Raw genomic sequence first — 26,058 nt, 5'->3', positions numbered from 1 at the left:
AGGTTACATTTCAGAATATAGGAGAAACTTATGAAACTAAATCCAGGTATAATCACAAACAAATTGAAAGAGACCAAGGAATTTTATGTTAACAAACTAGGATTTCGGATCGTTTTCGAAAATGATTGGTATATTCTTCTTTCTACTCCCAACGGAAAACATGAAATTTCATTTTTACTTCCGGATCTTCCAAGCCAAAACTCCGCCTTCCAAAAAGAATATTCTGGATTTGGAATGTATCTCACGATTGAAACTGAAGATGTAGATCTTCTTTATTCCGAACTGAAAAAAAAGGATCTAAATATCCTTTTAGATTTAAAAGAAGAAGAATGGGGAGACAGACATTTTGCAGTCTCGGACCCGAACGGGATCGGAATAGATTTCGTGAAATATACTGCGCCGGTAAGCGCTTAGATAGACATTCCGTTTTTCTTGAGTATGTCCAAGGCGGTTTGTCTTAAGATTGGATGGACCACAAAATCCTCCGGATCCGGAGCTTTTCTTTCGGGTTCGGGGTTTTTGAACTTATCCGGTCCAATCCATTGGGAAAGGGCCCATAACATTCTTTGGAAAATTTCGTCTATCCTTCTCTGATAACCCGCCTTTTTATAATATCCGTAGGCGAGAATCGGAAGTTTTTTCTCGAACATGAAATGGTCTCCTAAACGAATAAGCCCGTCCTTGTATTCCGTTTTCAGAAAACATTCCCTGGCCTTTCGGATATCACCTTCGTTGAAGGCCTGATTTCCCTGACGAATCAGCTCCATTCTTTCTTTAGGATCCATACTTTTACTATCGTCAGGTTTTCCGATTTCGCAAGGCTTTTTACCTTCTTCTTCCCCCCTGAAAACGGAAACGAAACAAAAAATCTTGTCTAGTAGCCGAGTTCCCCATCATTTGTCTTTGTATGAGTACTTTAAAAGCGGGCGCCAAGGCCCCTAGTTTTACGACCCTGAACCAAGACGGGGAAAAGGTTTCTCTCAAGGATCTGGCCGGAAAAAAAGGTTTGGTATTATATTTTTATCCTAAGGATCAAACCCCAGGTTGCACAACAGAGGCCTGCGATTTTAGGGATAATTTTGCGAGATTGAAAAAGGAAGGCTATAATGTAGTCGGCGTCTCGAAAGATACAGTTAAGTCCCACCAGAAATTTATAGAAAAACAAGAACTCAATTTTACTCTCCTTTCCGACGAGGACGGAAGTATCTGTGAGGCTTATGGAGTCTGGCAGTTGAAAAAATTTATGGGAAGAGAATTTATGGGAATTCTCAGAACCACCTTCCTGATCGGGGCAGATTTAAAAATTTTGAAAGTTTATCCGAAGGTGAGCGTGAAAGGTCACGTAGATGAAATACTCGGAGATATTAAGGCGTTGGGCAAAAAATGAAGATAGAAAGATCAAAAATCAATTTTAGCATAGGGAAGAATACTTCCAAAAATATTTATAAAGTAATCCCTGTTGTAAAGGACAGTCTGCCTAAAGAACTAGAAACCAAATTTGCAGACCAAATACGTTCCGGGATATTTGCTGGTGAGTCCGGTCAAAGTTTTATAGATGAGTCTGAAAGAATTATTTATCTGGGCTTAGGGAACTCCAACAAAGTAAGCATTCGTTCCGTGGCTCAGATCTTCTTAAGTATTGGAGAAAAACTGCGCAAATGGGATTCGGTGGGATTGGAAATCAAGCTTACCAGATTTTTGACCAAAACTCTTTCTACTTCTTCCTTAGTTTACCAGATCGCAAATTCTATCGATCTAGGTGCATTTCCGATCAATGTTTTGGCAAAGGATTTTAAAGAGAAAAAACCGAAGTTCGGAAATGTAAGTTTTGTATTAGAAGATCCTAATGCGGAAAAATCTGCAAAAGCAGGTTTGGATAAATCCAGATCGGTCAGCAAATATGTGAACGGTGCCAGATATATCGCTCACCTCCCCGCAAATCATTTCACTCCGGAAGAATTTGTTTCTCGTTCCAAGGAAATCGCAAAGGAAGCGGGCCTAAAGATCACCGTGATGGATGAGCCCCAACTTAAAAAAGAAAAGATGGGCGGTATACTCGCTGTCTCCCAAGGTTCCGACAAAAAACCTAAGATGATCGTTTTGGAATATAATCCTCCCAAGGCAAAATCTAAAAAGAAATTAGCTTTGATAGGGAAAGGTCTCACATTCGATTCGGGCGGTATCAGCATCAAGCCTGCGCAAGATATGCATGAAATGAAATATGATATGTGTGGTGCAGCAGCAGTTATTCATGCAATCGGTGCGATCGCGGAATTAGGCATTTCTGTTCCGGTGATAGCAGCAATAGGAGTTGCGGAGAATATGCCGGATGCGGCTGCTTTAAAGCCGGGAGATGTTTACACCGCTCATAATGGACTCACTGTAGAAGTCCAAAATACAGATGCAGAAGGCCGTCTCGTCTTAGGCGATGTTCTTTCTTATATTGGAAAAAAATATAAACCGGATTATATGATAGATCTGGCCACTTTGACTGGAGCAATCATCATATCCCTAGGCCATGAAGCGGCTGGGGTCATGAGTAATTCCGACAAACTGCGTGGACTTTTGGACGAGGCTTCCGCTTCTTCCGATGAAAGAACATGGAATTTGCCTTTATGGGATGAATACGGCGAAGATCTAAAAAGCGATATAGCAGACTTACGTAATATTGCAGGACGCCCAGGCGGAAGTCTTTCTGCGGCAAAATACCTGGAACGTTTTGTAGATTCGGGAATTGACTGGGCTCATATTGATATAGCAGGAACTGCTTGGAGAAAGAAAGCATCCGGAACTCAAATCGGAAACGGACCAAGTGGATACGGAGTGAGACTACTTGTAGACTTGGCCGAAAAATTAGAAAAAAACCGGGGAGTTTAATCCCCGGCAATCTTCGATCCACACCATGGAAGACTGACCGGTATTTACCGTTCTGGGGTTATCAGTCTTCCTCTTCCATATTTATATTTCCGAATACCGCAAACGAAGGTACGGTATATTGTTTTAAGTAACTAAAGTCTGATTGTTTCGTATAAAGATTGGATTCGTCTATGGAGCCAGGCGGCAAAGAAGTGTCATACAATGCCTGAGCCGCATGCATTTCAGTTCTGCTTGGCTCGAATACACTTCCAGTCAACATAGGGAACATCAGATCTTTAGGATCTTGAGAATGTTGTAATCCAAGACAATGTCCTACCTCATGTGCAACAGTTGCGATCACGTATTCTTTTGAATCGATGGTACTTCCTTCCATCCTCATCGCATCTGCAGTTGCTTTGACCCTATCCTTAAAGATAAAAATTACACTATTTTCTATTTTGGTGGTTGCGCTTACGGAACAAGCCGCAAGATAAAACGGATTAGAAGAGAATAGCTGACAATCTTTTATATTTTTTTGAGAAATACCTTCTACATTACATTTACCAGAATCAGTAAAAGCGATTGTGTTTCTCATTCTATCCACTCTGGTTTTAGCCGGATAAACATCTATTCCGAGGCCCCATTTTTGAGCCGCTGCTTTTGTAAGTTGTAGTCCGCCTTTCATTTCTTCTCCGTAAGCTATCCAGAGAAGTTGTTTTTCCTCCCAACTGAGATCGTTAGAAGGGTTTCCCATTTGAGTACAATGTGAAAATGTAATAAGACACAGTACGGACAGAGCTAAAAATTCCCTCATTATTCTTCCCCAGAAAACATCCGATTTCAGAGTTTTTGTTTTTTGAAATCGAATCCGATGAAAAGTGAATTAGCTTTTTATAATATATCTTTAAATTTTCTCTATCGCGGGATCGATCATCGCGAGGGAGCTTTTCTTTTTTAGTTAGGTTTGTTTGTTCAACAAATCCCCGGTTCTAAATATTATGACGAAGCAGTTACGAAAATTTGCATCAAAATTTTTATTTTTCATAAATTATATTAAATAAATCGAATGTTATATTTATTTCAGCTTGAGAATCGTTTTGAGAAGCGAACGCAAATACAAATACTCAGTTTGGATTAGTAAATTTATTTCCAAACTTCTCCTAAACGTTCGGATCTATATTTTTATTTTTTTTATACCGAAAGATTTACTCTACTATTGGAAATTTTTTTCCAATATCTTGTAGATGAGAAGTCCTCGCAAATAATTCGGATGAGAGTATCTAAGAGTAGAAAAAACTAGAGTGAAAGAATCACGTTATACTTTTGGAAATAACTCCAAAATGAAAATTGTTTCTTTTGTCCTGCCCTTCTTCCTTTTCAATTTCTTAAGGGCCAAATTCTCCCATGAAAAACCGACTTTTTTTCCCAAACTCTAAAAATCGGGCGGTTTTTTGCTTGGTCCGTAGTGCGCCGCAAAAAAGACTGGTCATAGATGGTGCAATGCACTATAAGAGGAGGCAAGGAGAATGCTCCAGCCTAAAATCCGAAAAAGATACATATTCATCGCCTCGTTACCCCTGCTCTACCAATCCCTGGTAGCCCCAATCGCGGGCTCCTTGATCGGAAAGAGCTCTACTGGTAGGAACTCCCTTCCAGAATCCACCCAAATCAAAGAATACATTCGTTCCGAGAGACCAAGCCTTACCGAACCTGAGCTGGAACTTCTCTCCCTAACCGTAGAAAAGGAATCAGAAAGGATCAATAATACCGCCTGCGGAGTTTATTGCCAAAAAGGGGAGAAGGCAGGGCTTCTCCTCGGGATTATCAAAACTGAGTCAGAATTCTTTAGAAAAGCCAGATCCAAGAAGAATGCTATGGGACTCATGCAGATCATGCCCCAAACAGGATCTTGGATCGCATCTTGGGAAGGCAAAAATATCAAGAAGCAAGACCTATTCGAACCGGAGACAAACATTCATCTCGGAGTTTCCTATCTAAACCATTTGTTGGAAACCCACGAGGGAAATATCCGCCTAGCGCTTCTCGCTTACAACGCGGGACCGGGAGCGGTTAAAAAATGGGGAGGAGTTCCTGCCTACGCAGAGAGCGTGTTTTCAGGCCAGGAAGAATATTTAGGAAGCAGGGAATCATTCTAACGTTTTTGCATCCATAGAACACAGGACCTAAGCATCTCGCTCATACGTTTCCGATCCGTATGAGCGGGGTGCCCGTGGCCGGGAAGAAGCCATTCAAAATTATAATTTTCCAAGTCCTGCATGGACTTGGTTTGTTCTTCCCAAGAATACCAACAAGCTCCTCTGAATGCAATCAACCTTTCTTTCTTGGGATCAAATGCCAAATGATCTCCTGAAAATAGAAATTTATGTTTATATAATAAAGTAGAATGGCCTCTTGTATGTCCAGGCCCAGGAATAATCAATAGATCTTTTTCTAAAGAGAATGGTTCCCTGCCCTTGATCACAATCTCGGCGTTTGGAAGAGCGGATAGATCTCCTTCATGAATAATTCTTTGGGTTCCGAAGTCCGTATGGAATTTTTCGTGATCCGCTATATCATCCCGATGTGTTAGAAAATGGTATTTGATACCGCCCAGGTTTTTTATTTTTTCGGAAAGTGATGGAATGTATCTGGGAGAATCTACGAGTACGTTACCTTCTTCCCGGAGAATTAAATAGGAGAATGCTCCGAAAGAATCTTTAGAATGGAAACCGCAATGATATACCTCGTCTTGGATCTGTCTTGGGAAGGAAGCTTTTGCTTCTCCAAGATCTATACGATCCTCGGTTCCGATAGACGCAGTCGGACAAGCGACTAATGCTTGTAAGGCTTGGAATTTTTCGGATTCTGTTTCGGGTTGTTTTTTAACGAACGAACCAGTTTGGTCTTCTCCAAAAATATCGGAGGCTAGGATCCTGCAAGTTTCACAATCTATACAACTGGAATCTACATATACCTGTCCGGGAGAATTTTGGACCTTTCTTTTTGCCAAAGTCGCCATATGGATTAGACTATTTCTTTATTTCACCCAATCATTCCTGTTAAAATACTTATCCTCTAAACTTTTTAATTCTCCAGTTCGTTTAAGCTCAGACAGAAAAAATTCAAAATTACGAGAGAAATAAATATCACCTTTTGGAAGCAAGGCACTCACATGATTTTCTTGAACCGGTTCAACAAGAGCCCTAAAATTGGATAAAATACTTCTTTGTTTCAATAGAAGTCCCTTAATATAGAGAGAATCCCCTACAAAACAATTTGCCTGCCCTTCTTTTACAGAATTCCAAGCGCTTTCCATGGAACCGTAGGTGAATATTCTGGAATTGGGAAAAATACTTAAAAGATATTCGTGACTAGCAGAAAATGCTCTTACCGAGAAGCTGAGACCACTTACACTTTCCAGATCCTTTACACTTCTGAAATATACGGTAGAGATAATATTTCCTTCGGGAGGAGGAGGAAGTGCATTCTTATTCACTAAGGCACCGGTCGAAGAGACCAAATAAGGAGAACTGAAACTTCCTTTTTTAGATCTTTCTAATGTAGAACTCAAGCCCGAAAACGCGATATCAGCCTCTCCACTCTTAATCGCTTCCGCATAATCCTCGAATTCGGGGCGATTCGTGAATGTGTATTTTACTCCTAAAAATTCTGCATATTTTTTCCCAAGTTCCGCATCGAACCCGGGAAAACCTTCCTTCGGATCCGAGATATAAAATGGATCGAAATTACGATTTCCTGTGACTCTCAACTCTCCTCTTTTTTGAATCTCTGCTAAACGAGAACCTGAGATATCTTGTGAGAATAGCGGAGAAAGGATTAAAAACGAAAATAGAAATCCGAATATTCGAAACACCGTTCTTTTATATTTTCTTAGCCCTTACGGATCAAGGGAAAAAAGGAGGATCTTTCAGACTCGAGTCGATCAGATAAATTCGATTTTTTAAAAGAATCGGGGAACGTTTTTCTATCTCCGGGTTTACTTATATATAAAGAGAGAATCCGGAATCTTATTTTGAATCCTTCCATCCGATCCAAGCCAAAAGATACACCTACCTATTTAGTATTTTTTTTATTTTGTTTTTTATCCTGCGAAAATAGAGATGCAGATAAAGTAAGCTTAAGCGTATTCGGAGATGGAGTCGCATTCAATATAGATGGAGAATTAGATATGGACAAAACCGCAAGTTGTGGGACTGCCACTCCTTATAGTTCGTCCAGCACAAGTACAACTACCACCACTACAACAAGTACAAGCACTACTAACCTATTTACGGTGATCACAAGATTGTATTTTAAAACGGGAGAATATTTGTATCTCAAGTTTCTATATGACGCTACTCAAAACCAAGGTTCAATTGATTCAACCCAAGGTTTCTCTTATTCAGGTAGAATAGGAACCTCTGCAGTCGTTTCAAATTACGGAAAAATTTATTGGGGAGGAAGTGGCGTGCCTGTGGATACAAGTGTTTCCAGTTCTCAGGCTCTTTCTTATCTCACAGTGGATTTGGACTTGGTGGGCACTGCAGTCTCCAGTGGAAGTGTAGCTCTTTCTCTCACCCAATGTTATACGGTAGATAATATCAATTGTACTTCGGCAACTTCTACGAGTATGTGTTATACTCAGGATGGAGATACCTGTTATAATACTCAAAATATTTCGGGTCCTTCGGTAAGTATCAAAGGAGAAGTAAATTGTACAAGTAGTACGATTTCTTCCGGAAGTTCCTCAAGCACTAGTACCACACAATAAAAATAATTCGTCAGAAAGAGTAGGTGATCGTTTTGGATTTCAAAAAACTTATATTATTCATTCTTATTCTGCTAATCCTAGGATCGGGGAACTTCTTATTTGCTGAGCCTCCACCCCCACCTCCCCCATTCGGCCCGGAACCCTTCGACTTTTTTATACCAGGCGGAGGACCAAGAGAAGATAGAAATTTTGAAAAATTTTCAAAAGAACTTTCTCTCAGTCCGGAACAGATCGAAAAAGCAAAGGTGGCGACCGATAAAAGACAGAATATTAGTCGCACCATGGGGGAGAAGTTACCGGCGCTCCATGAATCCTTACGTAAACTATTAGAATCTCCTAAAGTAGATCTGGTGGCAGTAAAATCCAAACTAAAAGAAATCAGCGACATACAACTCGAATTAAGATTTCTGCATATACAAGGAAGATTGGAATTCGAATCCATTCTGAATCCGGAACAAAAACAAAAACTAAATCAACTCCATAAGGAAAGATTAAACAGGATCAAGGAAAGAAGGGACCTCCCTCCTCATCACCACGGTCCTCCTCCTCCAGGAGATAGAGACTGTAGCAGATAAGAATGACGGAACCAGAATTAACCAGGATCATAGAGTCCAGTAAGGACACCGTCCTTAAGTCCATCCATAGGCATATTCTGCCTGGGATGGCTTCCTTAGTTGAAGACCTAGTCCAAGATACATATCTAAGATATTATCTTAAATTTAAAAACAAACCTTCGCTGGAAACGCAAGATGCGAACCGCTGGCTATATGTTGCAGCCAGAAACGAATGTAGAAGAGCTATTCGAAAATGGAATAGAGAAGGAATAGCTTATTCGAAACTCCAGGCAGAGATAAAAATTTCCGAAAAGAAAGAAACCCAAGATATAGCAGCAACCGAAGCCGATCCGGATCAGCGTAAATGGATGGAATCTCAAATTAATCTCTTGCCTTCTCCATATAAAGAAACTATGATACTTAGGTTAGGCGGCGAGAAGATGGAATCGATCGCTAAAAAATTGGATATCTCCGAAGGAACGGTCAAGTCCAGAATTTCTAGAGCAAAAGAATGGTTGTCCCGATTCGCTAATACGAATCGGAAAGGAAGAGAAGAAAAATGAAAGGCCCATATAACGATTCCGATCTAGACCAAAAGATAGGATCTCTACTTAAAGATCCCGACCTTGCCAAAAGAATAGCAGGCAAGGTAATCGCCAAGGCGGAAGCCCAAGAAACAATTCACAAAAGGTTCGTATGGCAGGCCTTAGCAGCAGTTCTACTTTTAGGATTAGCCGGTCTTGCTACTTTTTATATTCGTAACCTAAAAGAATCAGGAGATACATATTCCAGCTCACAGAACTCTGCTGAATTTCTGGCTTCTCCCCTAGAAACTGAATATATCTGGGAAGATACGGATCTAATCATAGAAACTTCTTTTTCGCAAAGATAGAAGGTCCGAAAAAATGGGTCTTATTTCCGATCTTGAAGCAAGGAAGAAGTTCCTAAGATCGAATCTAATCCGCTTGTAACTCCGGTATATTTTTATAATATTCTAATGATTCAGGATTGATAAGAGCATCTTGGTTAGTAACGGCTTCTCCTTGAACTGTCTTTTTAACCGCAATCTCTACCTTTTTCATGTTTCGAGTATAAGGAATATCCACGACCTGAATGATCTTAGACGGAACATGGCGAGGAGAAACCTTCTCCTTTATCTCCTTTTTGATCTTAGATTCGAATGTAGAATCTAAGATCGCACCAGGAGCCATCTTTAAAAATAAGATCACTCTTACATCGTCTTTCCATTCCTGGCCAATCACAACTGAATCCGCAATTTCGGAAATGGTTTCCAAAAGACTATATAAATCAGCGGTACCGATACGAACTCCTCCAGGATTCAAAGTCGCATCCGATCTTCCATATACTACCATTCCCCCATTAGCGAAAATTTCCGCAAAGTCTCCATGCCTCCAAATGTCTGGGAATGTATCGAAGTAAGCGCCCAAATATTTTTTTCCATCAGGATCATTCCAAAATTCCAAAGGCATAGAAGGAAATGGTTTTGTACAAACCAATTCTCCTTTTTGGCCCTGGACCTGCTTTCCCGAATCATCGAAAATTTGGACGGACATTCCGAGACCCAAAGATTGTAATTCTCCAGAATGCACAGGTAAATTAGGATTTCCTAATGCAAAACATCCATTCAGATCGGTTCCTCCCGAAATTGAAGAAAGCCTTAGATCCTTCTTCCAGGAATCGTATACATATTCGAAGCCGTATCCTGGTAATGGAGATCCGGTAGAAAGTACTACGTTTACGGAAGATAAATCCATACTCGGTTTGTATTTTTCCTTCTCCAAGCTTAGGATATACTTGGCTCCCACTCCGAAAACTTTTACCTTACGATCGGAAACATAACGGAATAATACTCCCGGATCGGGATGGAACGGATTTCCATCGAATAAATATACTGTAGCACCGATGGAAAGAGAACTTACGAGCCAGTTCCACATCATCCAGCCACAAGTTGTATAATAGAATATGCCGTCTCCTTCTCTCAGATCCGTATGTAATGCGAGTTCCTTCCAATGATTCAGAAAAACTCCGGAACCTTGGACCATACATTTCGGAAGCCCTGTTGTTCCGGAAGAATACATAATATATACCGGATGATCGAAAGACGTTTGGAAGAATTCCGGATCCCGACCCAGAAACGATTTATAAGATTCTTCTAATGGAATTGAATTTTTAGGAAATCCTTCCGTGATATTTTTCCGATCTTTGGATCCTAAACTGGGATATTCAGAAACTAAGATCTTTTTCAAGTCAGGAAGTTGAGAAGAAATTTCTTGAACAATATTTGCAAGTGGAAGTGATTTACCCTTAAATTCGTACAGGTCCGTAGTGATCAGGATCTTAGGTTTGATCTGACCGAATCGATCCAAAACTCCTTTGACTCCGAAATCCGGAGAACAAGAGGTCCAAACCGCACCAAGACTCGTAGCCGCCAACATCCCAAGAACTGTATCCGGAACATTGGGCATGAGTCCCGCAATCCTATCCCCAGGTATCACACCTTCCGATCTAAAATAAGAAGCGAGTGCTCCTACTTTTTGATACAGTTCTGAGTAAGTTACGCTCTTCTCCGCTCCGCTTTCTCCTCTATAAAATAGAGCGATAGTATTGTCCTTTTTTCGGAGTAGGTTTTGAGCGAAGTTCAGTTTCGCCCCCGGAAAAAACTTTGCCTCTCTAAAAGTTTTGCCAGGCCGGATAATATCTTCGAAAGTTTTAGAATGAATGACCGGGGCAAATTCCCATAAGAGTCCCCAAAAAATTTCGAGGAATTCCACTGACCAGGAATGTAGTTCTGTATAGTTCTTAAATTTTTTACCGATCTTTTGTTCGGCAAAATTTTGAAATTCTGTAAGTCTCGAGTTTTGGATGAGTTCGGGACTGGGAGTCCAAAGGGTTTGATTCATGTCCGGCCTGTTATCTTCGTTTTTTTCAACCGAAGGTCAACAGTAAATTAGTTGTGAAGTGAAAGCCATCCCGTAAGATTTGTGAGTCGATAAGAAGTCGGGAGTTTTCCAGTTGTCAGACCTGAATCATCTCAACCTGCCTACGATCCTTTTTTTATGCGTAAGTTTGGTTTACGCGTTCCATGGTTTTCTACACCAGTTAGTAGTGGGGGGAGCCATCTCGGTATTCCAACATCCTGACGAAAGACAATCCCGAATGATCCTCATGGTTTGGATCGCAACGGGCGGGTTCATGAGTTTTCTGGGACTTTTGCCTACGGTCCTTCTTCTTTTATATGGAGCAGACTCGGAACCGGTGAAGGCTGTTCTTTGGACCAACACTCTGGCTCTTTGTTTTTTAGCGGTCCATTTTGTTCTGTGCGGAGTGATGAGACTTCCCCGACCTTTAAGGATCGGTTTTTATTTCACGATTTCTTACGCGGTCGCAAATTTAGTTTTTCTTTTTACGTACGGGAAGATTTAGGAAGTATCCGCTTTGATTTAAGTACAATTTGTTTATTTAAGATTTGCTTTCACTTCGTTCAAGCACCCACCCGCAGCGACAATGGAAGCGAGCGTACGACTGCGAAGCAAGTCGGTGCCATCTTCGATGGCAAAGCCTATGGGTCAGGAAATTGGCTCGAAGTACGCTAAGTTTTCCGGGCCTTCGTGAATGACGATCCGATCTACTTTTCCCTTCGCCGCTGACACACTATCCTTTAAGCCATAATAAAACCAACGGGCCATATTTTCAGAGGTGGGATTTGTCTTCTTAAAATCTGCATGATCGTTGATCAGAATATGGTCTAGCTCAGCCACTAGCTCCTTGAGTCTACGTTTCGAGGTCAAAAAATCGAAACTGATCCCATCTTCTCCAATATTCTTTTGGCCGGAAAGATAAACCTCTACCTTAAAGGAATGGCCGTGGATTGGCTCATCCGAGCCGTCAGGGAAGTATTTGTAAAGATAATGAGAGGACTCGAATCTTTCCTCAATACGAATATAGAATTTGCCGGTTTCTTGAAAAAACATGGAATTGACTTTGGCCTAGGGAGTCTATATACTGGAACTTAAACCAGTACTTAGGAGATTTTCCCCATGTCGGAAGCGGTCAAGCCAAGATTTTTTAAAGAAATGACGGTAGGCGAAGCGATCGGTCTTCATCCGGAAGCAGGATTGGTGTTCTCCAGCTATCATTTGGGCGGATGCTCTCATTGTTCCATTAACGAACTCGAAACTATTGAGCAAGTTTGTATGGGCTACGGTGTAGAAGTAGATGTTCTGCTGGATAGTCTAAACAATCTACTCGAGGACGGAGAGTAATCTCTCCGCCTTCGGGCTCCCACCTTCATTCCGATTTTATAATAGAAAGTATTTCCGGATCGTTCCGAACTCTTCTCCTTTTTCACAATCAAACCATTTTAATAGTTTTAGTAATGCCTTCTCTCCTTTCGGACTGAGTAGAAGTTTATTAAGTGCACTTCTTATTCCGAAAAATTTTCGCAGATCCGGGATTTTCGGGGTCGGAAGATTTAAACTAATATAAGACATTCCAACCTTAGTATCTCCCAATTCTCCCGGCTTTCTCATCTTTTCCAGATCCTGGCTTACACTGTATAATGTTTTCTTAAATTTAGAGATCTGTGCCGGATTTTCACTTTCCAAAGCAATTTGGTATTCTCCGATCCATTCTCTAATCTTTTTGTATTTTTCCCTGGTCTCGATCGTAGCAGGTATGATCTCGGAAAGAGAAGAAGAAGATTCTATCACCTCCGTCACCAAAGGAGGAAGAATAAGCTGGAAATTATTCATCCGTCCTACAGGAGTCAGGCTCGTGAATACCTTCACTCTTTCTTCGTCTATCCATTCTTTAACTTCCGAATTAATATCGGTGCTTGGTTTAAACAAAGGAACTTGCTCCAAGAGGGAAGCTCGGATCGGATGAGCCACATAATGCGCTCCTAAAAATGTGCTTCTTCCTAAATTACCGGCTGCACCCCAAACCACTTGGCTAAAATACTCATGTGGAGATTGTTTATTTTCCCGATAACCTTTCAGATTTTCTTCCTGATGTTTTTTCATCAAGTCGGTAGCACATAATAGTTTTAAGGCCTCGTTTCTAGATTCTTTTACTTCCGGTTCGTTTGGTGGTATGTCCACGGAGACTAAAAGACTTCCATCCAGAGAATCCAAACTCTCGAAGGAATTCCAACCTTCGGAGAATTTTTGGTCGTAGAAGATTTTTTCTCTTAAAACGAGTTCATTGATCAGATGGAATAGACTCTCTATCTGAACGCAAGCAGTGGAAACTTCCGTCCAATCATAAGAATTTGTCTCTTTATTGATCTTTAATTCTTTGGAATTTGAAAAATCCAGACCTTCAGAGTAGAGGTCGAATAGACTTTCGAATGTCCAATTGTCCCAGAAAGAAGTATTGTATTGCATCGGAAAGGTTTTGGATTCTCTCCTGAATGCGGAAAATTGCAACCTAAATTACATTAAATTTATGTTAGGTGGGAAGATGTGAAAACAATTAATTCGCAGGTTTTTCCGTAATAGATTTATATATGTTTTCAGCAATAGCTTCCGCTAATTGGTCGGAATTTTTAGGACGATTAAAAAAAGGAATTATTACGATTAGTGTAAACCATCCCTCATTCGTAATTTCCATTTTATAAACCGGATCCTTATCACGATTCATGACGACAATAACCTTAGAAACTGTAGATTCAAACCTAGGCTTCATAGGAGTCAGAACGATGCTGTGAGGATTATTTCCTTGGGGCGGACCCAACTCAACGTTTAATTTATATTTTCCTCGAAGCTCATAATAAATAGCATCTCTGATAATCATATAAGATTCCGGAAGAGGAAGACGAGTAATCCTCTCGATACTTCCTGATTTGCTTTTAATTTCCTCTACCTGACGGCTATATTCATCAGATACGCTTAAATATATTTTGTTTGTCCTAAAATCGGATAAATCGGAATACTTTTTAACAGACTCTTTGTACCCATCTCCGATAGTGAAAACACAGTTACTTATACAAAAGGATAATAAAAGTAGAATACTCGGTAAGGAAAACTTCATATTATTTCCATATTCTAAATCTATATTTTTTTGAAGATCAAAGAATCACTTTTATAGATCATCTCTGGAAGATTTTTTACTCCCCTTTTTGGGGAATATAATAGTACCGAATTCCGGCTTTACGGAAATAATAACGGATCTCGGAAGATTGTTTATCCGTTGGTTGTAATCTTCTTTTAAAGGTATCTTCTGGGATCCGGAAAGTATCACCTAATGCGTCACATCTAAAGAATCGATTCCCTTCCGGATAACGGATCATGAGTAAGGACCCAGGTTCCGTTTCCCAGGCTCTACTTTCTCCTTCCCAGGAAAAATAAATGGATCTACTTGGGAAGATAGGATATTTTTTTCCTTCGTAGAGAACCTTGTCCTTGTTTCTATGTACGTTTTTGAATATTTTTTTAGGTCCGGATTTAACGATAAAATGGACTGTGCCACATCTGAAAGTAAGAAGTAACGGAATTCCATTCAGAGAGCCCGGCTCTGTTCCTGAGCCGGATACGTTAGCCGCTACTCGATTGGTATTTTCTGCGATCCTTCCCAAGGTAGAACGCATGGATTCATCTAAAAATTCTACGGTATCGTCTTTGCGAATCTTCTCTAATTGTCTATAGATCCGATCGAATTCTTGTTTTTCGTAAGCCTTGTTCCTAACAAAGCCGTCCAGCTGTCTTTTTAGATTGGAAAGTCTAGCTTTAAAATACGGAGTATCATTGCGAGAAGCGACATCAAACATCTCTTCCCAAAGTGTTTCCAATTCTCTCACTTCCGAATCTTGGTCGTACGTGTTTTTCTCCACTTCTTCCAAGATATAGCGGAATTTTCTTTTCAGATCGAATAGAAATCTGGAATCTTTTACTCTTTCCATGCCGGCTTATGATAGAATATCGGCAGGCTTTTTTGCTAAGTCAGCCATTTTACCGATAAGAAACTTCAGTTTGCGTGTTTTCTCATCTTGATAGATAGAATGATCCCGACCGCTGCCATGGACATAAGCAAGTGAGAACCGCCATAACTCATGAAGGATAGAGGAATCCCTGTCACCGGCAATAATCCAAGAACGATCCCTATATTAATTGCCATATGATAGAATAACATCGCAACAATCCCGGATGCAAGCAATGATCCGAATCTATCCTTACTTTCATAACTGATCTGCAGTCCTCTAAGCGGAATGGAGAATAAGAAGAAGAGCAAAAATACCGAACCTATAAATCCGGTTTGTTCCGCCCAGGAAGCAAATATAAAGTCTGTGCTGGATTCAGGAACATGAGGGATTTTTCCTTCCGTCATTTCCGCATTTAAAAATCCTTTTCCGACTAATTTTCCGGATCCAACCGCAGGTTTAGATGCTCTAAGTTGGTATCCTGCGTCTTGTTTGAACTCATCAGGATTCAAAAATGCTGTCAATCGAATGACCTGGTTTTCCCGGAAAGGAACGGTTTTCATCACGACTACCGCAGAAATCAAACTGATCCCGAGGATTCCCAAAGGAATATAATAAGAACGTAATGTTTTACTTCCTCTGGCGATCCTGAGTAAGATCATGATTATACTGAATATGATAAGAGTTGCACCTACTCCGATCAATAATCCTTGGTTGGAGAGTATTTTAAATACGAAACTCGCTTCTAAGTCGATTACTTGATCGAAAACTTCTCGTAGTGCAGCGATTGTTTTGGGAGTCAGGTTGGCCCCGGCGACCTCTTTCCCGTCCAACACCTGCCAGGTTTTTCCGCCCAATCGGTTTACTACGGATAGAAGGTCCGTTTTTCCAGTCCTTTGCAAGAATGCGAGAATATCATTCAGTAATGTAAGTTTAGAATATTCCACATACATAGGAAGAACGAGAGAGATCCCTCCGAATGTGATGAAGGAACCGATATGGAAATAGTCGGCTCCTCCCAAAAACAACATGGTGAATAAAATAGGTAAGAAGGAAACTGCAGTCCCGAAGTCAGGCTGTAAAAGTATCAAAGCCATAGGAAGAAGTACGATCCCAAATGGGATCACTAGTACGACTAACTTCTTCATTTCTTTTTCTTTTAATACTAGATACTGACCGAGTAAGATCACAGTTGCAAGTTTTGCAAACTCGGATGCTTGTAACAGGAACGGTCCGATCTTAATCCAAGATCTTGCCCCCCTACTGGAAGGAAGATAACCAATCCATTTAATGAGCGTGAGCCCGAGTAATAGTATAGCGAATCCATACACGAATAATGCGTAAGCTCCGATCAATTGATAATTGATACGAGATACGAACCACATGATCACTAAACCGCCGAGAAAGAATAAGAACTGTTTGAACCATTTATGGCCCATGAGTCCGATACTCGGATCGTCAAAATTATATTCTTGAGAATATAATGTGAGAACGCTGCAAATCACAACTATGATGACCGAGCCTACCAAAAAGTAGTCAATCCTATCTATGGAACGATCCGACATCATTGTATATTCTCCGGTGCTACAGGAGCCGTTTCAGGTATCTCCGCAGTTCTCTTAAAACTTCCAGGAGGGAAAGCCGCTCTAAACATTTCTCTTGCAACAGGCGCTGCTCCCGCCGCTCCACCCACTCCATATTCCACGAATACGGCGACTAATACTTGTTCGCTGACAGGTGCATTTGCAGGAGCGTATCCAATGAACCAAGCATGGTTGGAACCGGAAGATCCCCTTCTTCTTGTTTGGGCAGTTCCTGTTTTTCCTGCAATATCGGGAAGTCCTGGTTTATTTAATACGAAAGCGGCAGTTCCATTCTTTACTACCAATCTAAGTCCTGTTTTAATCGCTTCTACGGTAGAAGATTGGATCGGAATATCACTCAGTCTCTGAGGATCCGTACGATTAATGATCGAATTATCCAACGGATCTCTGATTTCATTAACTATATAAGGTTGATAGATCTGCCCTCTATTCAATAACCCTGCATAAAATAATGTCATAGAAAGAGGAGTAACGGACATGAATCCCTGTCCGATAGAAAGGTTGATCGTATCTCCATCAAACCATCTAGTTCCATAAATTCTTTTTTTCCATGCAGGAGAAGGAACCTGGCCTGCAATCTCTCCCGGAAGATCCACCTTGGATTTTTGATCCAATAAGAATAAACGAGAATAGGTCAAGATAGGATCGGAACCAAGTTTGTATCCTAGGTTATAAAAATATACGGAACATGATTTTTGAAGAGCATGAGCCAGGTCATTCGTGCCATGTCCTCCCTTCTCCCAACAATAGAATACTTGATCGGGAACTCCAGCGAATGTGGATTTTAAAGTATAACTACCATTACATTGGTAGCTGGTTTCAGGAGTATAATCCACCTTATGACCGCTTTCCAAAGCAGCAAGTGCAACTAACGTTTTGTACGTGGAAGCCGGAGGAAATTTAGATTGGATCGCAAGATTTAAAAATCCACCGTTCGCATCCACTCTCTTATAATGAGCAGTCCTTTCCGATCTGCTTTTTCCGGAGAGAACATTCGGATCATAACTTGGATTGGAAGCCATAGCCAAAATCTCTCCGGTGGAAGGACGCATTGCGATTGCGGTTCCTCTGGCCCCTTTTAAGGCTTTGTATGCAGCAAGTTGAATATCTTTGTCTATAGTAAGTACGAGGTTATTTCCTGGAGTAGAATGTTCCACTACCCTTTCTTCTTCAATATTTCCTTCGGAACTTCTTTTTTGGATACGAAATCCGTCCGTTCCTCTGAGTCGCGAGTCATATTGGAGCTCCAACCCATCTTTTCCGAGCCATTGGTAGGATTTAATTTCACGGGTAAGAAGGTCTGTTTTACTCGGCTTACCTATATATCCGGTCACATGAGCAAGTGCAGGACCCATTTTATAAATCCTTCTGGGAGAAGGAACCAAGATCACATACTTAGATATATTATCAAAAACTGATATACGTTCTTGTTGAGCCTTGGAAATAGCCTCTAAAAGAACAAAAGGTTTTTTGGTTTTGATCTTTTTGGAAAATTTGGGCTCGAGCAAGTCCTCTTCGTAATAGGACATCGGGATAGAAAGAGTTCTCGCGAATTCCTGTAAAAAATTCTTAACCCTAACCGGATCGTATTTGAGAATCGAAGTGTTTAATACCGCATCCAAACTGGAATAATTGGAAACAAGTGCCATCGAAGTTTCAGGAGTAAGAAAGTTCCGATCGAACATTTCTCCCCTGGCAGCAGGAATTGTTTCACTTTTTCGGACGAACTTCTCCGCTTTTAAAGAGTTATCCGTTCCTTGTACGATCTGAAGATTAAATAACTGGATCACGAATGCGATTAACGCGAATGCGACAAGTCCGGAGAACATGTATAGTCTTAGCCTGAAACTGCGCTCCAGTCTAAACTCTGTGGCTGAAGAAGATCCTCCTCCCCCCAACATTTTAGCCTTCCGCCTGCTCCAATCTGTACAATTTTCCGAGTACCCAGAAGAATATAGGTGCGATGGCACCGTTAAAAATAGAGGTACTGATGATGGAGTAGTTTAAATTTTCGTGAAAGAATAAGGAGAATAAAAAGTAAGACGCAATCCTGGAGATCAAAGTCACTACCAGAGAGTACAACATTATGGAAATCTGATTTTCATGATAGGCGGGTCTTGCGAACTTTCCTACAATATATCCCATGATACAGAATGTAAGAGAGTGAAGTCCTATTTTGTATGTGACCACATTCCCTACAATTTCTCCACCTAAGCCCGAATCGGAAAGTAATCCGCCGAAAAATCCGATCCAGATCCCGGCCATTGTTCCTCTTCTAAGAGCAAAAAACAGGACGAAGATCACCATAAAGTCCGGTTTAAATCCGGAAATCTCGAATAGGTTTGTCCCGTTCAAGAAATGGGAGATCAGGATCCCGGCACCAATGACTATATATTCTAAGATCATCAGTTCGTTTCCTCGTCTGTAAATCCGGCTTCCGGTTTTTGAGGTTTAGGAGTTTCCACAGGTTTGTTTCCAGTAGGAGTTGGAACCTTAGGCTCCCTTTCTTCTTTAGGATAATTTAATTCACCAAAATACGGATTTTCGATATTGATATTCTGTCCTTCCGGCCAGGTCTCCGCCCATTTTTCAGGAAGTTTCATGAGTATTGTAACGGACTCCAACATATCGAAACGAACAAAAGGTTTTAGGAATGCAGTTTTAAAACTTCCGTTTCTCGGACCTTCTTCAGTAATGATGCCAACTGGAATTCCGGGCGGGAACATTCCGGAAGAACCTGAACTATATACAGGTTTTCCGATCTTACTCAAAGATTCAGTGTATTGGATCATCTCGCTTGGACCCATTGGATAATCTCCAAAAATCCTAGGATCGATAATAATACCGCTATCGATATAATTCATCAATCCTTCCATTCCTCTTCCTGAGTTTCCGGAAAGAGTAGCCCAAAGATTACTTTCAGGAATGGAAACACCCATGTTAAAATTGGAATTGATGATAGGTTGGATGACTGCGGATCCTCCGGTGACTGCGATCACCTTTCCGACTAAAGCTTCTATAATTTCGCCCTTTTGATTCACAGCTCTTGCAGTGACAGGCATATAAGGTTTGATACCCGCTTCGGAACCTTTGTCTATAATGATTGTACGATAGATGGAATTCAAACGAACGGAAAGGACTTCCGCTTTGACTGTAGAATATTTTTGTTTAGTATTAAAACGTAATTCTCTTCTGAGACTTTCGTTTTCTCTTCCTATTCTTTCCAGATCTTGGGGAAGAAGTTTATAATCGTCAATTGCTGCGACACATGCGTCTCTTTCCTGACGAACGGCTTCAAAAGATTCTAATTTAGTATAAGCTCCTTTAAAGAAGGAGCCAACTCCGTCGATCGAACCGGAAACGGAATCTCCCACTCTCTGAAAGCTTGCAATCCCTCTGACTAGAACATTACTCTTAAAAGTCAGGGACAAAAGAGAGAAAACAATACAGAATAAAAGGGAAACAGTTTCCTTACTTTTATTAACTTGAAGCCAAAGCATAAAAAATTCCGTACCGGACTCCGGCGATCAGCCGGAGACCGAGATCCGAATTAACGGATCCCTGGTTTCAGATACTTAACTTCGTCCAAGAATTTTCCGGTCCCAAGTACCACGCAGGTCAGAGGGTTTTCCGCTCTGAATACAGGCACGCCGGTTTCTTTGGAAAGATAGGTTTCTAATCCGCGAAGAAGGCATCCTCCTCCGGTAAGAACGATCCCTCTTTCTACGATGTCCGAAGCAAGTTCAGGAGGAGTTCTTTCTAAAACTCTTTTGATTCCGTCTAAAATTTCGTCGGTTGGTTCTTTAAGAGCCTTGCGGATTTCATTGGATTCTAATTCCAAAGTACGAGGTAATCCGGAAATTGCATCCCTACCTTTTACTTCCATGGTCTCGGTTTTCTTTTCAGGGTAAGCGTTACCGATAGTCAGTTTGATATCTTCCGCGGTTCTTTCCCCAACGACCAGATTGTATTGGTTTCTTAAATATTTGATGATTGCATCGTCGAACTCATCTCCACCGGTTCTGATGGACTCGGCAATTACCATACCACCAAGAGAGATCACGGCAATCTCAGTGGTTCCACCACCGATATCCACAATCATATTACCTGCAGGTTCGTTGATCGGAATATTTGCACCGATCGCAGCAGCCAATGCCTCGTCGATCAAGAAGATCTCCCTAGCACCTGCTTGTTCTGCGGATTCACGGACCGCACGTCTTTCCACCTCGGTGATCCCAGAAGGAACTCCAATCACGATTCTAGGTTTTACAAAAGTAGTTCTGTTATGAACTTTTGCAATGAAGTAGCGGATCATTTTTTCGACAGTTTCAAAGTCCGCGATCACCCCATCTTTCATAGGACGGATTGCTACGATCTCGCCGGGAGTACGTCCCAACATTCTCTTAGCTTCCTGGCCTACTGCGAGCACCTTGCCCGTAGCTGCGTGGACCGCTACTACGGAAGGCTCGGAAAGAACGATACCTTGCCCTTTTACGTGGACGAGAGTGTTTGCGGTTCCGAGGTCGATTCCCATATCGTTGGAAAATAATCCGTATAGCTTATCGAATATCATTTCTATCCTTTGCTGCCAGAAGGCTGGTTGATCTTTTTTATTATCTGCAGAATCGGTGAAAATCTCTAGGATTTTACGGCCACGATCCAATTCAATATTTCCTGCCCGATCCTTCCGGGCAATTCCAAAACAAAAAAAACGAAAAACAAATTGGAACCCATTGCGACCTCCATAAACTTGGGGAACTTATGGTTCGGGAAAACACCCTAGCTGCCATCGATCTAGGCACAAACTCCTTTCACATGATTATCGTCCGGGTCCGAGAAAACGGGACCTTTGAAGCAATCGCCAGAGAGAAGGAGAACGTACGTCTCGGAAGCGGTTTGGAAGAAGGAGGAGAGATCGATCCTCCCGCATTTAGGCGTGCAATCGAGTGTTTAAAGCGTTTTAAGATGCTTGCGGATAACTCGAAGGCAGAGATCAGAGCGGTAGCCACTTCTGCAATGAGAGAAGCCTCCAATCGTGCCGAATTCCAGGCTGCCGCCTTAAAGGAAGCTGGCATCAAAATTGATGTGATCAGCGGATATGAAGAAGCCCGACTCATCTATTTCGGGGTCCTACAAGGACTTCCAGTATTCGATAAAAAAGTCCTGCTCGTAGATATAGGCGGAGGAAGCACGGAAGTTTTAGTGGGTTATAGAGGGGATATTCTATTCTCCAAAAGTTTCAAATTGGGAGCAATCCGACTCACCGAAAAATTCCTAAAATCCGAAACCTTGGATTCTTCCCAGATCCGAAAATGTAAACTCTATGTAGAAGAGATCATTCTTCCTTTCCGAAAGATCATCCGAGATCTGAAACCAGAAATAATCATAGGCTCATCCGGGACAGTACAGGCAACTGCAGGGATCATTCGGGCCTTCGAAGGAGAAGTAGAAGAAAGGCCTTTAAATCATTATACATTCCAATCCTCTGAATTTAAACGTGCAAGGAATATGATCTTAGAAGCAGACACTTCTAAAAAGAGAGGCAAGATCCCGGGTTTCGATTCCAAACGTTCCGATATCATCGTAGGTGGTATGCTCATCCTGGATGAATTATTCCAGTTATTGGACCTTCCCGATATGACCGTTTCGGAGTTCGCGCTTAGAGAAGGAATTATCTACGATACGATCCGGAAATGGGAGCACTTCCAGGACTTGGAACATTCCAAACATCTGGACGATATTCGCCAAAAATCCATCTTAAACCTTTTAGTTTCCTACACAAGAGACCAAGAATATGCCCGCCATGTAGCCAAACTTTCCTTGGATATATTCGATCAACTTCAGTCCGTACATCGATTAGGAAAAGAAGAAAGAGAGTATCTGGAAGCCTCTTCTTTACTTCATGAGGTAGGATTATTCATTTCACATTCCGCCTATCATAAACATAGTTATTATCTGATTCGAAACTCGGAGGCAATGCTTGGATTCACTTGGGGGGAAATAGAGATCATTGCACTCACCGCAAGATACCATCGTAAAAGTTCCCCTAAATCCAAACATAGAGAGTTCCAAAGAGTAGGTCCGAGAGAGCAGGAAACAGTCGAAAAACTTTCCGCAATTTTAAGGATCGCCAGTGCATGCAATCGGAACAGACAAGGGCTGATCGAAACCGTCAGATGCCAGGTCCGAAAAAATCAGGCGATCTTCACCTTAGTCACAAATCAAAATTACGACAAAAGTCTGGAACTCTGGGCCTGTGAAGAGCAAGCAGATGCATTCGAATCCGCTTACGGAATGGTGCCTTTATTTCAGTGAAAAAATTTCAATCTTTCGGATATTTTACAACTGTAGTCTTAGTATATTCTATATTTATAAACTGTTTTACTGTTTTTCCTTATAAACAAGAAACTATAGATTCTCGACTACTGGATAAAAAAGAAGAAGAGATCATTTCGAATAAAGGAAAAATAGACTACGAATTCCAAAACTTCGAACTGGTGCTAAAAATAGAAGGAGCCTCTTTTCAAGAAACATTAGAAAAAAGGAAAACTTTAGAAACCAAAATCATACATTACGATTACAAGAAGACGGACGGTTATAGACAACTGGACATGGATGACAAACCTTGGAATCGATATATCCTAGGAATGTTTGCGGATATAGGAGCACTTTTAGAGTGGACTACAATTCCTTTTCGCACAATTTCCAGGAAGAAGGAAGAGGAAATGATCTCGGAGAATATTATAAAATCCGAAAAAACAAGAACCTTCGAGCCTAAGGAACTCCAACTCATCTTAAGAGCGGAGAATACCGAGTTCGTAAATCAAAATCTAAGATCGGAAACGATCCGCATACCACTTACAGAAATCCGAAAATTTTTCCCGAAAACAAACTCTATAGAAGCTTTACTCTATTATGGAAAAGAAAGGATAGAATACCAAAATATCCCAGTCGCAGAAGAGATTCGCAAGATGAAATTGAAATAAACTCTATCTCAATATCCTTCTATCCTCGTCCGAATCGGAGATCTGCCCCGTTTTTTCTATTAGAAATTCTGAAAGTTTTTTCGCTCTCGGATGTTCAGGAGAAATCGCAGTCGCTTCTGCCAAAAGTTGAAAAGATCTTTCCAATCTACTTTTAGAGGCATACATTTCTGCAAGATGAAGAAGATTATCTGAATCTATAGGATTTCTCATCCTATATCTTTCCCCTAAGTCGATAGATAATACGATCTTACCAGATTTGCGAAGAAGTTTGCTAACGGTAAAAAGAAACTCAGTGTCCGTAGGTCTTCTTTGTACATACTTCAAACCAAGTTCTCCCGCCTTAGTATATTTTTTACCGGAAGAATATTCCAATGCAAGTCTTCTACATTCCTGAACAGAAATCATTTTCTGGATCTCATTTTTCTTTTCAGAATTCGTATCTTTGAGTGGAATTTCAGAAGATGTTAAACTTTTTTTAGGCGCTTCTATCCGAAGAAGAGAAAGATCATCCGTAATTTCTCCTTCTTGCAAGATCAACTCGTAAGTACGATCAAGATCTCCTCTTGCTTTTCCTACAATTTCCAAAAATCTGGAATCATCAGGATCAATCTCAGAATGGATCAAAAGATCATCTCTTCCATCCGATCCGGAGAATAAAACATCTCCAGGCCTCAACTGAAACACTTCTATATGAACATTACGCCCAATACCGGAATGACCTATCTTAAAATACTTTTCTTTTGGTTCTAAAAAGATCGTAGTTTCGTCTCGATACAAAACAGGAGAAGGATGTTCGCAATTTATATAATATAAAACTCCTCTGGACTCATCTAATAATCCCAAAAAAGCAGAAGCCATTAAGGAACCGTCGAATGCTTCAAAAACTTTTTGTAATTCTATAAACCAGTTTTTGAGCCATCTCTCAGGCCAAACATTTCGGTACAGAGCAGGAGTCCTTTCTATCATAGATCTGGAGATAGAACCTAAAATGATAGCCCCCACTGCTCCTTGCAAAGATTTGCCCATTGCATCCGCATTTACAAACGCAATATAAGGTTTTCCTCTCAACCGGATAGAATGCGCGAGAGAGATATCCCCACCAATCTGTCTTTCTTTCTGTTTATAATTGAATTTTTTCTTCTGGATTGTCAAAGAACGAAAAGAATATTCAGAATCTTGCAATTGAATAGAATGCAGGGGCTCCGTCAAAAGAGAAGTTAGAAAATAATCCCCGTCCTGACTAAGTTTTAGTTTTTGGATCTCTTCTAAACTTTTCCCCAATTCGTCGGCGGTTTCCTTTAACTGTTTGGTTCTTTCTTCTACCTTAGATTCCAAACCTTCATTTAAAGACTGGATCTCTTCGTAAAGGCCTCTTAACCGTTCGACAACCTTTCCTATCCTTTGTTCTTGTTTACCGAATTCATCCAAGGAAGAAGGAGAAATTTTCAGGCCGAAATTACCTTCTCCTACTTCTTCCAAAAATCCGGTTACGGAGGAAAGTCTGGATCTAATCGCCTCAGTCACAATCCACGCCGTAAATATCAAAGGTACTGAAAATAAAAATGCCATAATCGCCAAATGCAGAAGTGGATTTTCCAGACGAATCCTTCCATCCACAGTTGCATACAACATATATCCCAAAAGACTGAATGGCATAGAGATCATTGCCATTACAACTACCAATAATCGTTTTGAATAGGGGAAGAATAACCTAGTCTTAGCCTCTACTTCTCTGAATTTATTCTTACTTAGAGCCGGACGAACTGAATATTCAGTAATAAATAAATAACTAATAAATGAAATTGGAATGATTCCTAAATACAATGCAGGAATGGTCGCAACCAGATTTGGTCTATAACCTACGATCAAATAAACGATTACATGAGCGAGTAGTACTCCGAAAAACCAACGGCCGGCGATCACAAAAGATTCATAAATCGGCTGAGTTATATAAATAGATTTTGCAGAAGAAAGAAGATTCGGGTCTACGGAACTTCTATCCTCTAAATAAGATGCCTTCTTCAATCTTATATATCTAAGATAGAAGGCACCTAATAGCATAGCTGTGGCGGCTATCGTCGAAGCAACACCCATAGAAAGATATTCTTCTAAGGAATATAAAGAACCAGTAACTGCAGAAAAATATACTGCGAAAGGTACCGGAACAGTATGTGTGAATAACTCCAGCCTCCAGGTTAAGACCGGCAAAAGACGTGCTTGGCTCATTTTCGTTTCTCTTTTTCACTTGGATTAAAACCAACACTGTAGCGATTGCTACACGGATCAATATTTTATTTCTAATATAAGATAAAATTAAGTGAAATATGGATCTAAACTGAATCAGCGAACG

27 protein-coding genes are annotated in these 26,058 nt (G+C 40.8%); 12 read left to right on the top strand and 15 right to left on the bottom strand.

From position 1 onward, the window contains the following. The first annotated feature begins 30 nt into the window (after positions 1-30). Complete coding sequence (locus tag CH365_RS19110; protein WP_100770141.1) at positions 31-414, top strand: VOC family protein; 384 nt, start codon at positions 31-33, stop codon at positions 412-414. Here CH365_RS19110 and CH365_RS19105 read toward each other — a convergent pair. Further along, entirely contained in the window at positions 411-785 is a 375-nt protein-coding gene (locus tag CH365_RS19105) for a hypothetical protein (RefSeq protein ID WP_086448499.1), read from the bottom strand. The genes CH365_RS19110 and CH365_RS19105 overlap by 4 nt on opposite strands. A gap of 122 nt (positions 786-907) precedes the next feature. On the opposite strand from CH365_RS19105, the gene bcp reads away from it, so the two are divergent. Together bcp and CH365_RS19095 are read left to right on the top strand one after the other, a co-directional pair. Further along, complete coding sequence (bcp, locus tag CH365_RS19100; protein ID WP_100770140.1) at positions 908-1,387, top strand: thioredoxin-dependent thiol peroxidase; 480 nt, start codon at positions 908-910, stop codon at positions 1,385-1,387. Further along, on the top strand, positions 1,384-2,877 hold the full coding sequence (locus CH365_RS19095; RefSeq protein WP_100770139.1) for a leucyl aminopeptidase: 1,494 nt from the start codon (positions 1,384-1,386) through the stop codon (positions 2,875-2,877). The genes bcp and CH365_RS19095 overlap by 4 nt, the downstream gene beginning before the upstream one ends. A 61-nt stretch (positions 2,878-2,938) precedes the next feature. On the opposite strand, the gene CH365_RS19090 is transcribed toward CH365_RS19095, so the two are convergent. Further along, on the bottom strand, positions 2,939-3,670 hold the full coding sequence (locus CH365_RS19090; RefSeq protein WP_244283321.1) for a matrixin family metalloprotease: 732 nt from the start codon (positions 3,668-3,670) through the stop codon (positions 2,939-2,941). A 712-nt stretch (positions 3,671-4,382) separates the two neighbouring features. Between CH365_RS19090 and CH365_RS19085 the strand changes: the two genes are divergently transcribed. Continuing rightward, the gene (locus tag CH365_RS19085; RefSeq protein WP_100770138.1) at positions 4,383-5,012 is read left to right on the top strand and encodes a lytic transglycosylase domain-containing protein; all 630 of its coding nucleotides are present in this window, start codon (positions 4,383-4,385) and stop codon (positions 5,010-5,012) included. Here the strand turns inward: CH365_RS19085 and CH365_RS19080 are convergent. Both CH365_RS19080 and CH365_RS19075 read right to left on the bottom strand, forming a co-directional pair. Next, positions 5,009-5,875, bottom strand: a complete 867-nt coding sequence (locus CH365_RS19080) for an MBL fold metallo-hydrolase (protein ID WP_100770137.1) — start codon at positions 5,873-5,875, stop codon at positions 5,009-5,011. The genes CH365_RS19085 and CH365_RS19080 overlap by 4 nt on opposite strands. An 18-nt stretch (positions 5,876-5,893) precedes the next feature. After that, a complete protein-coding gene (locus tag CH365_RS19075; protein WP_244283324.1) occupies positions 5,894-6,721 on the bottom strand; it encodes a substrate-binding periplasmic protein in 828 nt (275 codons plus the stop codon). Between the two features lie 168 nt (positions 6,722-6,889). Here CH365_RS19075 and CH365_RS19070 point away from each other — a divergent pair, with 168 nt between their 5' ends. The 4 genes from CH365_RS19070 to CH365_RS19055 are packed head-to-tail and all read left to right on the top strand — an operon-like array spanning position 6,890 to position 9,073. Further along, on the top strand, positions 6,890-7,627 hold the full coding sequence (locus CH365_RS19070) for an LIC10920 family plasminogen-binding lipoprotein (RefSeq protein WP_100770135.1): 738 nt from the start codon (positions 6,890-6,892) through the stop codon (positions 7,625-7,627). 23 nt (positions 7,628-7,650) lie between these two features. Further along, positions 7,651-8,202 (top strand): Spy/CpxP family protein refolding chaperone, encoded by a 552-nt coding sequence (locus tag CH365_RS19065; RefSeq protein ID WP_100770134.1) that lies wholly within the window; start codon positions 7,651-7,653, stop codon positions 8,200-8,202. Between the two features lie 2 nt (positions 8,203-8,204). After that, positions 8,205-8,744 (top strand): RNA polymerase sigma factor, encoded by a 540-nt coding sequence (locus CH365_RS19060; RefSeq protein WP_100770133.1) that lies wholly within the window; start codon positions 8,205-8,207, stop codon positions 8,742-8,744. After that, positions 8,741-9,073, top strand: coding sequence for a hypothetical protein (locus tag CH365_RS19055; protein WP_100770132.1), 333 nt, complete (start codon positions 8,741-8,743; stop codon positions 9,071-9,073). Before CH365_RS19060 ends, CH365_RS19055 begins: the two co-directional genes overlap by 4 nt. Positions 9,074-9,137: 64 nt before the next feature. On the opposite strand, the gene CH365_RS19050 is transcribed toward CH365_RS19055, so the two are convergent. Then, positions 9,138-11,102 carry an acetoacetate--CoA ligase gene (locus CH365_RS19050; protein WP_100770131.1) on the bottom strand — a complete coding sequence of 655 codons (1,965 nt, stop codon included), beginning with the start codon at positions 11,100-11,102 and terminating at the stop codon, positions 9,138-9,140. Positions 11,103-11,214: 112 nt separating this feature from the next. Between CH365_RS19050 and CH365_RS19045 the strand changes: the two genes are divergently transcribed. After that, positions 11,215-11,625 carry a hypothetical protein gene (locus tag CH365_RS19045; RefSeq protein ID WP_100711614.1) on the top strand — a complete coding sequence of 137 codons (411 nt, stop codon included), beginning with the start codon at positions 11,215-11,217 and terminating at the stop codon, positions 11,623-11,625. A 143-nt stretch (positions 11,626-11,768) separates the two neighbouring features. On the opposite strand, the gene CH365_RS19040 is transcribed toward CH365_RS19045, so the two are convergent. Further along, positions 11,769-12,173 (bottom strand): 6-carboxytetrahydropterin synthase, encoded by a 405-nt coding sequence (locus CH365_RS19040; protein ID WP_100770130.1) that lies wholly within the window; start codon positions 12,171-12,173, stop codon positions 11,769-11,771. A gap of 66 nt (positions 12,174-12,239) precedes the next feature. On the opposite strand from CH365_RS19040, the gene CH365_RS19035 reads away from it, so the two are divergent. Then, positions 12,240-12,464 carry a DUF1858 domain-containing protein gene (locus tag CH365_RS19035; RefSeq protein ID WP_008593840.1) on the top strand — a complete coding sequence of 75 codons (225 nt, stop codon included), beginning with the start codon at positions 12,240-12,242 and terminating at the stop codon, positions 12,462-12,464. Between the two features lie 36 nt (positions 12,465-12,500). Here the strand turns inward: CH365_RS19035 and CH365_RS19030 are convergent, their stop codons facing one another. From CH365_RS19030 to CH365_RS18995, 8 genes are all read right to left on the bottom strand, one after another. Then, the gene (locus tag CH365_RS19030; protein ID WP_100770129.1) at positions 12,501-13,586 is read right to left on the bottom strand and encodes a hypothetical protein; all 1,086 of its coding nucleotides are present in this window, start codon (positions 13,584-13,586) and stop codon (positions 12,501-12,503) included. A gap of 88 nt (positions 13,587-13,674) precedes the next feature. Further along, entirely contained in the window at positions 13,675-14,232 is a 558-nt protein-coding gene (locus CH365_RS19025) for a hypothetical protein (RefSeq protein WP_100770128.1), read from the bottom strand. Positions 14,233-14,308: 76 nt separating this feature from the next. Further along, positions 14,309-15,100 carry a hypothetical protein gene (locus CH365_RS19020; protein WP_100770127.1) on the bottom strand — a complete coding sequence of 264 codons (792 nt, stop codon included), beginning with the start codon at positions 15,098-15,100 and terminating at the stop codon, positions 14,309-14,311. Between the two features lie 65 nt (positions 15,101-15,165). Next, on the bottom strand, positions 15,166-16,686 hold the full coding sequence (gene rodA / locus CH365_RS19015) for a rod shape-determining protein RodA (RefSeq protein WP_100770126.1): 1,521 nt from the start codon (positions 16,684-16,686) through the stop codon (positions 15,166-15,168). Further along, positions 16,683-18,623 (bottom strand): penicillin-binding protein 2, encoded by a 1,941-nt coding sequence (mrdA, locus tag CH365_RS19010; RefSeq protein ID WP_100770125.1) that lies wholly within the window; start codon positions 18,621-18,623, stop codon positions 16,683-16,685. Before mrdA ends, rodA begins: the two co-directional genes overlap by 4 nt. A gap of 1 nt (position 18,624) precedes the next feature. Beyond that, positions 18,625-19,128, bottom strand: a complete 504-nt coding sequence (gene mreD / locus CH365_RS19005) for a rod shape-determining protein MreD (RefSeq protein ID WP_100708168.1) — start codon at positions 19,126-19,128, stop codon at positions 18,625-18,627. Next, positions 19,128-20,222, bottom strand: a complete 1,095-nt coding sequence (gene mreC, locus CH365_RS19000) for a rod shape-determining protein MreC (protein ID WP_100770124.1) — start codon at positions 20,220-20,222, stop codon at positions 19,128-19,130. The genes mreD and mreC overlap by 1 nt, the downstream gene beginning before the upstream one ends. A 50-nt stretch (positions 20,223-20,272) precedes the next feature. Beyond that, on the bottom strand, positions 20,273-21,295 hold the full coding sequence (locus CH365_RS18995) for a rod shape-determining protein (protein WP_008595388.1): 1,023 nt from the start codon (positions 21,293-21,295) through the stop codon (positions 20,273-20,275). 188 nt (positions 21,296-21,483) lie between these two features. Here CH365_RS18995 and CH365_RS18990 point away from each other — a divergent pair, with 188 nt between their 5' ends. After that, positions 21,484-23,037 (top strand): Ppx/GppA phosphatase family protein, encoded by a 1,554-nt coding sequence (locus CH365_RS18990; protein WP_100770123.1) that lies wholly within the window; start codon positions 21,484-21,486, stop codon positions 23,035-23,037. Continuing rightward, complete coding sequence (locus tag CH365_RS18985; protein WP_100770122.1) at positions 23,034-23,708, top strand: hypothetical protein; 675 nt, start codon at positions 23,034-23,036, stop codon at positions 23,706-23,708. The genes CH365_RS18990 and CH365_RS18985 overlap by 4 nt, the downstream gene beginning before the upstream one ends. 3 nt (positions 23,709-23,711) lie before the next feature. On the opposite strand, the gene CH365_RS18980 is transcribed toward CH365_RS18985, so the two are convergent. Next, on the bottom strand, positions 23,712-25,934 hold the full coding sequence (locus CH365_RS18980) for a SpoIIE family protein phosphatase (RefSeq protein WP_100770121.1): 2,223 nt from the start codon (positions 25,932-25,934) through the stop codon (positions 23,712-23,714). Positions 25,935-26,058 lie beyond the last annotated feature (124 nt).

Source organism: Leptospira neocaledonica (genome assembly GCF_002812205.1).
In the GTDB taxonomy this organism is placed as follows: Bacteria; Spirochaetota; Leptospiria; order Leptospirales; family Leptospiraceae; genus Leptospira_B; species Leptospira_B neocaledonica.
The sequence above is the reverse complement of the archived record's forward strand: the minus strand, read 5'-3'. Positions and strand labels throughout refer to the sequence as shown.

Excerpts from the sequence above, each read along its gene's own strand:
- CH365_RS19110 (WP_100770141.1), top strand. The coding sequence starts at position 31 with ATGAAACTAAATCCAGGTATAATCACAAACAAATTGAAAGAGACCAAG.
- CH365_RS19105 (WP_086448499.1), bottom strand. The coding sequence starts at position 785 with ATGGATCCTAAAGAAAGAATGGAGCTGATTCGTCAGGGAAATCAGGCC.
- bcp (WP_100770140.1), top strand. The coding sequence starts at position 908 with ATGAGTACTTTAAAAGCGGGCGCCAAGGCCCCTAGTTTTACGACCCTG.
- CH365_RS19095 (WP_100770139.1), top strand. The coding sequence starts at position 1,384 with ATGAAGATAGAAAGATCAAAAATCAATTTTAGCATAGGGAAGAATACT.
- CH365_RS19090 (WP_244283321.1), bottom strand. The coding sequence starts at position 3,670 with ATGAGGGAATTTTTAGCTCTGTCCGTACTGTGTCTTATTACATTTTCA.
- CH365_RS19085 (WP_100770138.1), top strand. The coding sequence starts at position 4,383 with ATGCTCCAGCCTAAAATCCGAAAAAGATACATATTCATCGCCTCGTTA.
- CH365_RS19080 (WP_100770137.1), bottom strand. The coding sequence starts at position 5,875 with ATGGCGACTTTGGCAAAAAGAAAGGTCCAAAATTCTCCCGGACAGGTA.
- CH365_RS19060 (WP_100770133.1), top strand. The coding sequence starts at position 8,205 with ATGACGGAACCAGAATTAACCAGGATCATAGAGTCCAGTAAGGACACC.
- CH365_RS19055 (WP_100770132.1), top strand. The coding sequence starts at position 8,741 with ATGAAAGGCCCATATAACGATTCCGATCTAGACCAAAAGATAGGATCT.
- CH365_RS19050 (WP_100770131.1), bottom strand. The coding sequence starts at position 11,102 with ATGAATCAAACCCTTTGGACTCCCAGTCCCGAACTCATCCAAAACTCG.
- CH365_RS19040 (WP_100770130.1), bottom strand. The coding sequence starts at position 12,173 with ATGTTTTTTCAAGAAACCGGCAAATTCTATATTCGTATTGAGGAAAGA.
- CH365_RS19035 (WP_008593840.1), top strand. The coding sequence starts at position 12,240 with ATGTCGGAAGCGGTCAAGCCAAGATTTTTTAAAGAAATGACGGTAGGC.
- CH365_RS19030 (WP_100770129.1), bottom strand. The coding sequence starts at position 13,586 with ATGCAATACAATACTTCTTTCTGGGACAATTGGACATTCGAAAGTCTA.
- CH365_RS19025 (WP_100770128.1), bottom strand. The coding sequence starts at position 14,232 with ATGAAGTTTTCCTTACCGAGTATTCTACTTTTATTATCCTTTTGTATA.
- CH365_RS19020 (WP_100770127.1), bottom strand. The coding sequence starts at position 15,100 with ATGGAAAGAGTAAAAGATTCCAGATTTCTATTCGATCTGAAAAGAAAA.
- rodA (WP_100770126.1), bottom strand. The coding sequence starts at position 16,686 with ATGATGTCGGATCGTTCCATAGATAGGATTGACTACTTTTTGGTAGGC.
- mrdA (WP_100770125.1), bottom strand. The coding sequence starts at position 18,623 with ATGTTGGGGGGAGGAGGATCTTCTTCAGCCACAGAGTTTAGACTGGAG.
- mreD (WP_100708168.1), bottom strand. The coding sequence starts at position 19,128 with ATGATCTTAGAATATATAGTCATTGGTGCCGGGATCCTGATCTCCCAT.
- mreC (WP_100770124.1), bottom strand. The coding sequence starts at position 20,222 with ATGCTTTGGCTTCAAGTTAATAAAAGTAAGGAAACTGTTTCCCTTTTA.
- CH365_RS18995 (WP_008595388.1), bottom strand. The coding sequence starts at position 21,295 with ATGATATTCGATAAGCTATACGGATTATTTTCCAACGATATGGGAATC.
- CH365_RS18990 (WP_100770123.1), top strand. The coding sequence starts at position 21,484 with ATGGTTCGGGAAAACACCCTAGCTGCCATCGATCTAGGCACAAACTCC.
- CH365_RS18980 (WP_100770121.1), bottom strand. The coding sequence starts at position 25,934 with ATGAGCCAAGCACGTCTTTTGCCGGTCTTAACCTGGAGGCTGGAGTTA.